General features: G+C 64.3%; 10 protein-coding genes and 2 pseudogenes. 5 read left to right on the forward strand and 7 right to left on the reverse strand.

The annotated features are described in order from the left end of the window. From C486_RS07665 to C486_RS07675, 3 genes are all read right to left on the reverse strand, one after another. On the reverse strand, nt 1-482 hold a 482-nt coding region (locus tag C486_RS07665), incomplete at its 3' end, for a twin-arginine translocation signal domain-containing protein (RefSeq protein WP_008454832.1). 235 nt (nt 483-717) lie between these two features. Further along, complete coding sequence (locus C486_RS07670) at nt 718-1,647, reverse strand: ribonucleotide reductase (protein ID WP_049910281.1); 930 nt, start codon at nt 1,645-1,647, stop codon at nt 718-720. Between the two features lie 119 nt (nt 1,648-1,766). Next, complete coding sequence (locus C486_RS07675; RefSeq protein ID WP_008454838.1) at nt 1,767-2,270, reverse strand: hypothetical protein; 504 nt, start codon at nt 2,268-2,270, stop codon at nt 1,767-1,769. Nucleotides 2,271-2,379: 109 nt separating this feature from the next. On the opposite strand from C486_RS07675, the gene C486_RS07680 reads away from it, so the two are divergent. Both C486_RS07680 and uvrA read left to right on the forward strand, forming a co-directional pair. Then, entirely contained in the window at nt 2,380-3,027 is a 648-nt protein-coding gene (locus C486_RS07680) for a hypothetical protein (RefSeq protein ID WP_008454841.1), read from the forward strand. A 129-nt stretch (nt 3,028-3,156) separates the two neighbouring features. Continuing rightward, nucleotides 3,157-6,130 (forward strand): annotated as a pseudogene (uvrA, locus tag C486_RS07685) (excinuclease ABC subunit UvrA). A 13-nt stretch (nt 6,131-6,143) separates the two neighbouring features. Here the strand turns inward: uvrA and C486_RS07690 are convergent. Further along, the gene (locus tag C486_RS07690; RefSeq protein WP_008454842.1) at nt 6,144-6,710 is read right to left on the reverse strand and encodes a DUF3368 domain-containing protein; all 567 of its coding nucleotides are present in this window, start codon (nt 6,708-6,710) and stop codon (nt 6,144-6,146) included. Then, nucleotides 6,707-7,003, reverse strand: coding sequence for a UPF0175 family protein (locus C486_RS07695; protein ID WP_008454843.1), 297 nt, complete (start codon nt 7,001-7,003; stop codon nt 6,707-6,709). The genes C486_RS07690 and C486_RS07695 overlap by 4 nt, the downstream gene beginning before the upstream one ends. A gap of 142 nt (nt 7,004-7,145) precedes the next feature. Here C486_RS07695 and C486_RS07700 point away from each other — a divergent pair, with 142 nt between their 5' ends. Further along, nucleotides 7,146-7,562, forward strand: coding sequence for a hypothetical protein (locus tag C486_RS07700; RefSeq protein WP_008454844.1), 417 nt, complete (start codon nt 7,146-7,148; stop codon nt 7,560-7,562). A 56-nt stretch (nt 7,563-7,618) separates the two neighbouring features. Next, on the forward strand, nt 7,619-8,008 hold the full coding sequence (locus tag C486_RS07705) for a hypothetical protein (RefSeq protein ID WP_008454846.1): 390 nt from the start codon (nt 7,619-7,621) through the stop codon (nt 8,006-8,008). Between the two features lie 145 nt (nt 8,009-8,153). Here the strand turns inward: C486_RS07705 and C486_RS07710 are convergent, their stop codons facing one another. Next, nucleotides 8,154-8,558: a CBS domain-containing protein gene (locus C486_RS07710; protein ID WP_008454848.1), complete on the reverse strand. Its 405-nt coding sequence runs from the start codon at nt 8,556-8,558 to the stop codon at nt 8,154-8,156. An 801-nt stretch (nt 8,559-9,359) separates the two neighbouring features. Between C486_RS07710 and C486_RS20915 the strand changes: the two genes are divergently transcribed. After that, complete coding sequence (locus C486_RS20915; protein ID WP_014864439.1) at nt 9,360-9,545, forward strand: hypothetical protein; 186 nt, start codon at nt 9,360-9,362, stop codon at nt 9,543-9,545. A gap of 67 nt (nt 9,546-9,612) precedes the next feature. Here the strand turns inward: C486_RS20915 and C486_RS07715 are convergent. Further along, nucleotides 9,613-10,784 (reverse strand): annotated as a pseudogene (locus C486_RS07715) (MFS transporter). Nucleotides 10,785-10,824 lie beyond the last annotated feature (40 nt).

Genomic DNA, 10,824 nt, shown 5'->3' on the forward strand with positions numbered 1-10,824 from the left:
TGGGCGGGGTCGTCGCCGGGCGCGATCGTGGTCGCGTCGGCCCCGCCGCCGGGCCCGTAGACCGCGTGGAAGTCCATGTTGTGGGCGGCTATGTTCAGGTCGTCGGGCACGTCGAAGGTCAGGTTCACCCGGTCGCCCCGCCGCACCCGGAGCATCGGCCCCGGCACCTCCCCCTCGAAGGTCATGTACTCGAACGTGACCCCCGGCTCGATCTCCGCGGTCACCCGCTCGGTCCGGATCGTGACATCATGCTCCCGGGGCTCGTCCCAGTCGACCGGCTCCGGGATGTCAGTTGGGTCCCGCGCGATACGCTCGACATCGACGGACTTGGCCGCCGGCAGCCCGTCGTCTTCAGCCGCCGGCTCGTTGCCGTCCGTACTGCTCCCCTGTGCGTCGCCACCGAGACAGCCGGCTACCGCTACCGCGCCGGTCGCCCCGATCGCCTGCAATACGTGCCGTCGGTTGAGTTGTGGGTAGGTCATCGTTTTCCCCCTCAAGAAATCGTATGGTAGACGTACGTTCAATAGTCTCGACGGTTCCCGTGAAACAGTAACCGATTCGGCGATTCCCCGTATACCGTGGGTGATTATATACTCCCGTGAGGGACTGCTCTTCTCGACGCCGAGGCGGCACTCGCGAGCGGTCACGCAGTGGCTGCTGGTGACGACCGTCGCCGATCCTGAGGGCCTCCTCGAGCGACTCGGCGATCGGGGACCGTCAGTCGGCCGCTTGACGCTCCTGGAGGGCGGCCTGAACGTCGCCGTACCGCTCGAACCGGTCGGCCCCGATGTAGTCGACGGTATCCTGGAGGTACTGGACGAGTTGCGTCCCGATCTTCTGCTGGTCGTAGCCGTCGAAGGGGTGCTCGTCGTAGAGGGGATCGGCAAGCAATCGGTTTTCGACGTATTGCTCGAGTCGCGGTTCGTAGACATCCGCGACGATGTCGGGTTCGGCCACGGCCAGTTGCTGTAAGATCCAGCGTCCGTTTTCGATGTGTCGCGTCTCGTCCTGCCGGACCTTGCCGATCGCCGCCTGGAACGACTCGAGGACGGCCTCGCGGCCCATCTCCGCGGCTTTCAGTTCGATCATCTGGTCGAAACTCAGGTAGCCGCCGCGGGCGAGTTGCGCCTCGACGATGCCCATGTAGTTCAGGTAGGCCTCGCCGAGCGCGTAGACGAGTTCGGTTCGGTCGCCGTCGTCGATCGCCGCCAACAGGTCGTCCGCGGTGTCGTAGAGATCGTCCGTGCTGTACCCCTGTTCCTGATATCCGTTTTCGCGATAGGGAGTCGTCTCTTGCGTTCCGAACACCTCCTCGAAGTAGCGGCTGAAGAAGTCGGTGTGTTTGGCCTCCTCGTAGACCTGCTGGGCGAGGTACATCTCCTCTTGGACGGGATCGAAGGGCATCTCGTCGTTGGGGAGCGCATCAAGCGCCATCATGTACGGCGCGAGCGTCCGCGTGACGTCCTCTTCGCCGTCGTAAAACCCCGAGCACGTCGCGAGGAACCGCTGTCGCTCCGCCTCGGAGAACTGGGTCCAGTCGTCTCGATCCTCGTCGAGATCGTACTCGTCGGGGTCCCACGTCCCCTCACGCTTGCCCTTGCGATAGAGTTCGTACGACTTCTCGCGCTCGCCGTAGTCGATCGGCATGTGTTGACGGTACGACATCATCATAAATGAACGTTTGTAACTATTCGACATATAACATGTGTCGAATGGAAAACGCACCAGCGCGGCGAGTCCGCCTCCCAGCCGTGGGGGCCGCTCGGCTACTCGGTCCCCGAATCGGCCGATGCGGCCGCGGTCTCGACCATTGTTTCCCGCTCGTCGAAGTACACCGGTGCGTCGGCGTCGGCCTCGAACTCGATGATCCGAGTCAGTGCCTCCTGTCCGTCGTCGACGGTCGAGGACAACGTTTCGGCCAGTTCGGTGTAGCCGGCGGCCAGTTCCTGAAACGCCTGCATGCGGGCCTGTTTCGCCTCGACGAGGAGTTGCTTTTCCTCGAGTTCCGCCTGTAGGTCCTCGATCGCCGCAACGTCGACCTCGCTGGCGTCGGGTACGTCCGCGGTCGAGGGCGTTTCAGTCGCCTCCACCTCGTCGGGCAACGTCTCGAGTCGCGACCGAATCTCGGCCATCTCCTGATCGATCTCGTCGAGGAGGGCGTCGGCCTCGTCGCTCATCGTCTCGACGCTGCCCGAAAGGAGGCCGGCCTGGGTCCGACAGTACTCGACGCAGTCCTCGACCGCGAGTGTGTCCGCGGCGTCGTCGCTCATAGTCGTCTTTGGGACTGCCGGCCGAAGACACTTTGGTCCGGCCGTCGCCGCTCGGGGCAAACCCGCCGATTGAAGGCATCGGTCCCGCAACAATACCCTGTAACACGGGATGCTCCATTCGGACACGCTCGCAACCTCGACCACTCCTCGATCGCACGGTCCCGCAGCCGTCACCCCGAGCGACCTCGGGAGCACCATCACGAATCCCGCGACGCCCGAGGAACTGGCGCTCGCGTTCGGAGTCTACGTCCTCGGAACGATCGCCATCGGGGCGGTCGTTCTCGCCGTGTCCCAGTCGTCGGTCCGGCGACTCGAGACCCGGATCGTCGAGCGGCCGGTCCCCACGGGCGTGATCGGCATCGGCATCCTGGTCGGCGGCGGCGTCGCGCTCACGGCCGTCACCGCGACCGCGTCGTTCCTCGTCGCAGCCGGTGTGCCGGCACCGGTCGGTACCGGACTCGAGGCGCTGGCGCTCGTGTTCCCGATCGGGCTGACGGTCGCCAACACCGTCGGCGTCATCGTCCTCGGCTCGCGGCTGCTCCGGCGGGCCGGCCGGGGGCCGAACCCGAACCTGTGGCTTGCACTCGCCGTCGGAGCGATCACGGTCAACGTCTTCTATCTGATTCCGGTGGTAAACGTCGTCACCGTCGTCGGGCTGGTGGCCGTCGCGACCGGGGCAATCGCCGGCCAGTGGTGGCACGACCGCGGGGAGGACCCGTCCGATTCGACGCCGCGTGAGCAGTCAGCGGACGACTGAATGTGGGGCGGTACCGTGTAGCTTGCTATTGGCCTTTCAGACTCGTTAAGTCCTTGCGGCCACTGACTCAGATACAATGAATCTGGAACCGCGTCGACAGAAGAGACAGTCCCGAGTTGCGATCGAACGATGAGCAAGGACTCCATCGACGTACGCGGCGCGGAGGAGCACAACCTCAAAGATATCGATGTCACGATCCCACGGGAGGCGTTTACGGTCGTCACCGGCCTCTCGGGATCGGGCAAGTCCTCGTTAGCGTTCGAGACGGTCTACGCGGAGGGGCAGCGACGGTACATCGAGAGTCTCTCGGCCTACGCACGGAACTTCCTCGGCCAGATGGACAAGCCCCAGGTCGAGACCGTCGAAGGACTCTCACCGGCGATCTCGATCGACCAGAAGAACGCCGCGAACAACCCGCGTTCGACCGTCGGGACGGTCACGGAACTGCACGACTACCTGCGATTGCTCTACGCCCGCGTCGGCACGCCCCACTGTCCGGACTGTGGCCGCGAAGTCGGCGAGCAGAGTGCGCAAAACATGGTCGAGCGCATCCTCGGGCTCCCGGCGGGAACCAAGGCCAAGCTCGCCGCACCCGTGGTCCGCGATCAGAAGGGTGCCTTCGAGGACCTCTTCGAGGAACTCGTCTCCGAGGGGTACGCCCGGGTCGAGATCGACGGCGAGGAACACGACCTCACGCGCGACGATCCCGACCTCGACGAGAACTTCGACCACACCGTTGACGTGATCGTCGACCGCGTGAAGGTGCGCGCCGAGGACCGACCCCGCATCATCGACAGCGTCGAGACGGCGCTCGACGAGGCCGAGGGGGTCCTCAAAGTCATCCTCCCGGATGCCTCGGAAGACGTCGCCGCGGATCTCGGCGAGGAAGCCCGCCGGACCGGCGCGCTCGGCGAGGAGACCGAATCGAACGACCGGTTCGTGGTCGAGTTCTCGAAGGACCTCGCCTGTACACACTGCGGGATCGACATCCCCGAGATCGAAACCCGATCCTTTTCGTTCAACTCGCCCCATGGTGCCTGTCCCGAGTGTGAGGGCCTGGGCGAGACGAAGGAAGTCGACGAGGCGCTCGTCCTGGAAGACGAGTCCAAGCCGCTCAAACACGTCTTCGAGCCCTGGAGCTACAACCGCTCGTACTACCAGACCCGGCTGGACGCCGTCGCGGAACACTTCGGCGTCTCGCTGTCGACGCCGTTCGAGGACCTCGAGGAAGACATCCAGCAGGCGTTCCTCTACGGCACTGACGGCGACGTGGTATTCAAGCGAAGCACCAAGAACGGCACGCGCCGGAAGCAAAAACGCTTCGAGGGGGTTATTCCGAACCTCGAGCGCCGCTACATCGAGACCGACTCCGATTCGACCCGCGAGCACATCGAGGACTACATGTCGGTCACGGAGTGTCCGGCCTGTGATGGGACCAGGCTGAAACTCGCCAGCCGCGCGGTGCTGGTCGATGACAGTTCGATCACCGAGATCAACGCGATGAGCATCGGCGACGCTCACGACCACTTCGAGTCGATGGAAGCGGACCTCACCGAGCGCGAGAAGGTCATCGCCGAGGAGATCCTCAAGGACTGTCTCTTATACACATCTCTGATGNGCCCGCTCAGAGATGTGTATAAGAGACAGCATCACGCTCGATCGGGAGGCGTCGACGCTCTCGGGCGGCGAGAGCCAGCGTATTCGGCTCGCCACGCAGATCGGGTCCGGGCTCGTCGGCGTCCTCTACGTGCTCGACGAGCCCTCGATCGGCCTCCACCAGCGGGACAACGACCGGCTGCTGGACACGCTCGAGGAACTGCGCGATCTGGGGAACACCCTGCTCGTCGTCGAGCACGACGAGGAGACGATGCGCCGCGCGGACAACGTCATCGACATGGGGCCCGGCCCCGGCAAGCGCGGCGGCGAGGTCGTCGCCAACGGCTCCGTCGAGGAGGTCAAAGCGACCGAGGACTCCGTGACCGGCGACTACCTCTCCGGCCGGCGACAGATTCCGGTGCCCGACGAACGCCGCGATCCGGACGGCGCGTTGACGATCCGTGGCGCGCGCCAGCACAACCTGAAGGACCTGGACGTCGACATCCCGATCGGCTGTTTCACGGCCATTACGGGCGTCTCCGGCTCCGGGAAATCCACCCTCATGCACGAGGTGTTCTACAAGGGGCTCGCTCGCCAGATGAACGACAACACGTCGGTCATTCCGGGCGAGCACGACGCGCTCGAGGGGCTCGACGAAATCGAGACCGTTCGCCTGATCGATCAGTCGCCGATCGGGCGCACGCCGCGGTCGAATCCCGCGACCTACACCAGCGTCTTCGACTACATCCGTGAGCTGTTCGCGTCGACCAAGCTCGCGAAGCAGCGGGGCTACGAGAAGGGGCGGTTCTCGTTCAACGTCAAAGGTGGCCGCTGCGAGGAGTGTGGCGGCCAGGGAACGGTGAAAATCGAGATGAACTTCCTGAGCGACGTCTACGTCCCCTGTGAAGAGTGCGACGGCGCGCGCTACAACGACGCTACGCTCGATGTCACCTACAAGGACAAGACCATCGCCGACATCCTCGAGATGAGCGTCGAAGAGGCCTACGACTTCTTCGAGTCCTCGAGCCAGATCCGCCGCCGGCTCAAGCTGCTGAAAGACGTCGGGCTGGACTACATGAAGCTCGGCCAGCCCTCGACGACGCTCTCCGGCGGGGAAGCCCAGCGGATCAAACTCGCCGAGGAGTTAGGGAAGAAAGACACCGGCGACACCCTCTATCTGCTCGACGAGCCCACCACCGGGCTCCACAGCGAGGACGAGCGCAAACTCATCGACGTGCTCCACCGATTGACCGACAACGGGAACACCGTCGTCGTCATCGAACACGAACTCGATCTCGTGAAAAACGCCGATCACATCATCGACCTCGGTCCGGAAGGCGGCGAGCACGGCGGCGAAATCGTCGCGACCGGGACGCCCGAAGCCGTCGCCCGACTCGAGGACTCCCACACCGGTCGCTATCTGCGCGATCTACTGCCGAAAGTGGATCTCGAGGGGCCCCGCGGGGAGCGCGTCGAACCGGTGACCGCACCGATGGACGACGATTGACGAAAGTCGCTCGTCACCGGTCGGAGGCGGCATCCTCGATCAACCGTTCGGCCCGCCGGAGCAGTCGCGCGCTCAATCTGGCCCCGGTTTCGTCCATCGCGAGGAGGTGCTCCGTCGCCGCGTCGGCGGTCACGTCACCCCGCTCGACGGCGCGGACGAGGATACCGATCGATCCCGACACGGGAATCGAGAGCGCTTTACAGGTGTCCCGGAGGGGTTTGTCGTCGGTTACGACGACTACATCCGACCGCTCGAGCGCCTCGCCGAGGAGCGCGACATCGCCCGTCCAGGCCGGGTTTCCGGGAGACGTGCAACTGGACTGCTCGAGATGTTCCGTCGCCCGTTCGTAGGCCTGCAATCGGTCATCGTCGTCGGCGATGGGATCGAGAACGTGGACAGCCGCCGACTGTACGGCTCGCTCCAGTTCGCTCGCCGCAGGATCGTCCGTTATCTCCCGCTGTACTGCGGCTGGAAGAGCCGTTCGGCCTCGGGTCCGGTAGAGAAGTGGACACGAGCCGATTTCGGCGAGCGTGATGAACGTACTCGCGTCGACAAGCAGCGTTCGGTCATCACCGGTCATCGGAGCGCGTCGGCATCGGATTCGAGGTCGGTCTCGTCATAGTTCGAGAGAACGCCACGCTCGTTGGCCTCACGCATCATACGCGTGATCGAGACATCGGCGATCTCCGCAGCGCCGCGCATGCCGACTTCGCCCTCCCGGTACCGCTCGAGGGCGATGCGGATCAGTTCCTCGCGCGCACCGCGTCGAACCGCTTCCCGAATCGCATCGCTTCGCCCGCCGTCTCGCTGTTCCGCCAGCCGGTCGAGGAGATCCAGTTCCTCGGAACTCATCCGTGCAGTGACGTTTTCCATGTGTATTGCATCGTATTGCAACGTAATAAGAATACCTCCCGGGAAGTGCGTCGAACCGGTGACCGCACCGATGGACGACGACTAACCCAGTCTCGGACCGAGTGAGTACACCTAACTTTGGCCCCGCCGAATCGGCCGACCGATGAGTGGACTGAAGACTGTCGTTCGCCACGGATTCACCGGCGGCGGGGTTGCAACGCTCCTGTTAGCCGGGCTGTTCGTCGTCAATGCCGACACGGCGGCTCCGTCGATGCTGCTCCTGATCGGCTGGCTCGCCGCCGTCGGCGTGGTGCTTCTCTTGGCCGGAACCCGTGAACGACTCGTCGTCGCCGGTCGAACCGTCGGCTGGCCCCGCGTCGCCGCGGTCGGCATCTGGATACTCGCGATCGGTGCCGGGGTGTTCGGCGTCTCCCAACTCCGCACGCTCGAGACCGGGAGCGGCACGTGGCTGCTCACCGCCGCGATGGCCGTCTTTGCGATGGGGTATCTCGCGTGGTTCGCCCGCGAGTGCTGGACGGGTGGCCGCCAGTTGGACGACGAAATGTTCGCCGTCGAGTGACGCCACGCGAGCCGAACGGGCGTAGAGCCAAGGGGGTCGCCGGAGAACAAAGACGCATGGGAAGAGAGACCACACCACCTGAGGAACCGACGTCCGTCGAGGGAGACCGAACGGACTCGTTCGACCTCGAGTACACGGAGCGCGTCCGGATCGGGGTCACGCGCGGCGAAACCGACCTCGAGTTGGGACCACCGCGTGACTATCCCGACCGGGCCGACGTTTCGGTGCGGCCCGAATCCGCGGACGAGCACCGCGTCGTCCTCAGTATCGACGCGATGGCGGGGGACCACGGGACGGGGCACGCCGACGTCGAACTGACGCCGACCGAAGCTCGTACGTTACGGGATCGATTGGACGATATCGTCCGCTGGATGACCGAAGCCGACGACATCGCTGCGGGTGCGCCCGACGGTACCGATTCCGATCCGGACGATCGTCGTCACTGAACCGAAGGACACACCTGACTCTACACCGGCTGTGCGATGGGTGTGTGAGCCGGTGGGGGAGGGGTGTCACGGTCGCGTCCGTGGTTCCCACGCTCGAGCAACGGCTCGAGCAGTGGCTTTGCATCCCGAGTGATCGGCCCGGCGGCTACTCCGGACTCGGCGACTGGACGCGCGAGAGGTAGCCCGCCAGATCCGACGTGGTGACCATCCCGATGACGCCCTCGTCCTCGTCGACGACCGGAATGTGGTGGAAGCCGCGTTCGACCATCACGTCCGCGGCGTCGCGGATGCTGTCCTGTGCGGACGCCGTCACGACGTCGCTGCTCATGTACTTCGAAACCGGGGTCTGATCTTTCGGCTTCTGTTCGGCGACGATCCGAACGAAATCCGTCGTCGTCAGGATTCCCTCGAGTCGATTGTCGTCGTCGATGACGACGACCGAACCGATCCCGTTGTCGAGCATGTCCTGCGCGGCGTCCTCGACGAGCGTGTCCGGCGTCACCGTGTGCAGTGACGAGGACATGACTCGAGCGACGAAAATATCCTCCATACCGTACAGTACTCGGGATGCGTTATAAGGATTGTCGGAGCTCCCGCGTTCGAAACGCTCACACGGATCGAGCCACGTGCGAGCCGGCTCGAGCGCCGTCGACTCGCGGCCATCGGCCCCGCTTGCCGATCGGACTCGAGGGACGGTGTGGGCTCGAGCTGGAAGGACGACAGAATGTGTCTGCTCTAAGTTAGTTCCCCAAACCCACCGTTTTTATTATATTTCGAGGGCAACCAATCGCTCGTATCGCTACTCCCGCCCTATGCCGCGTTCTGGATCGTTTCAGTCGTGATTCCGACTTCGGACACCAGTAGCTGGACTGCAGCCAGTTGGGAACATCGAAAGCAGCGGCAAACGCCACTAGACCGACCAGCAAGCTATCAACAGTGTTCCAGATGAAATACCGTCGTTCGTGAATGTGAAGCCACACATATCTTTTGTAGATATAGTTCTAAATTGGTGTATATGCTCCCTCGAGCGCTCCACATCCGCTTTTGATCGGCGAGTACGGTACCGGCCCATGTGCCGAACGATCGGGGCGGAGTGTGAGAAATCGGACACGAACGAACGCAACTAACCACTCGTTGATCAGTTGAACGAGCGTGCTATTGCGAGTCGTGGCTAATCGCAAGCAACCGCGGCGGAAGACGACCGAACGCCCGACATCTGATTACAAACATATATTTGTAACTCATGAGGGTGGCGCGCTCGCTCGAGTATAGACGCGGCGAAACCGGCGGACGGAACGCGAAGCCGGCACCGAACCGTACTGTTTCAGGGAACGAAACGGAGACGACAACGATGGCAGCCATTCAGGTGGCTCGAGACGCCATATCAAGGCCACGATCACGTGAGGTAGATACCCTGGCCGCGTCGGCGCGGGACGAATCGGACGGCGGCAGATGCACTATCGAATTCGTCGTCAGCGACTATCGGGTCACCGTCGAGAGTAGCGTCCGTCTCACCCTTCGGCCGAGGGCGGCGTGATTCGGAGCCAATTGGCCGCCGTCCTGCGTGTGATGGCGTGTCTCACAATCCGAGTCGAACCCGCCAGTCAATAGCCTAGCGAGAAGACGGCGTTCGAGACGATCGTTACCAGCGCGAGCGCCATGATCGTCGCGAGGAGGCCGAACGCGACCATCCAACCGAACAGGTCGGCGGTCATCCCGACGGCGACACTGCCGGTCGCGCCGAGTGTCATGTAGGCGGTCCTGACGAGACCGAAACCGAGGCCGCGTTCGGACGACGACAGCACGTCCATGAACCGTGACTGCAGCGGGGCCCCCAGGTCATCGCGACGCCGACGCAGGCGACCCCTGCGACCGCCGTCGCCAGCCCATCCCCGATGACCAACACCGCGAAGCCGATGAGCCCCGCCGTCATCGTGACCGCGGCCGCGGCGTCGCGCGAGTAGCGGTCGGACAGCGACCCGACCAGCGGCTGGACGCCGCCGTTGACGAGGAAATACAGGGAAAACAGGAGACCGGCGGTCGTCCGCGGGAGGTCGTAGCCGACCGCGAGAAACGTCGGGAGAAACGACGCCGTCGCCTGCCAGGTGAACGCGCCCATCGCACAGAGCGCGGTCGTGTAGGCCACGCTGGGGCGGGTCAGCAACTGCGAGAGGAGGGATGGATCGACCTGCTCTCGCATCCGTCGGTCGGGATAACGCGGTTCCGTGGGCCGGGTGCGGAGGGCGAAGACAGCAACGATCGGAATCGCGACCGCCGTCCCGACGGCGATCGCCGCACGCCAGCCGTATCGATCAGCCGCGAGTGCGGCGAGTACCGGTGCGGCGAGGCCGGCGATCGGCGCGCCGGAGACGTGGATCCCGATCGCGCGTCCCGTTCGATCGAACAGCCGAGTGAGCAGCGTCGTCGCGACGCTGTAGTGAAGGCCGGCCGCTCCGCCCAGGACGATCGCGAAGACGAGGAAGACGACGTACGTCGGCGACAGCGCGAGCAGCGCGCTCGCGACCGCCGTCCCGCCGATCGCGGTCAGGATGATCGGTCGTTCGCCGAACCGGTCGCCGAGCAGCCCGCTCGGAAACTGTGAGAGCGCGTAGGCGGCCCACATCCCCGACAGCGCCAGCCCGACCGCACCGGTGCTGACCGAAAACGTCTCGACGATGTCGGGAACGACCGGGCTGATCACCAACCGCGCGGTCACCGTCACGAAGAACGCGAACGTACAGAGAACGAGAACCGTATTCCTGTATGACCAGTTCACTGAAAGAGCGTTCGACGAGCGCCGGAAAAGCGGTTTCGAT

This window comes from Natrinema gari JCM 14663 (genome assembly GCF_000337175.1).
GTDB lineage: Archaea > Halobacteriota > Halobacteria > Halobacteriales > Natrialbaceae > Natrinema > Natrinema gari.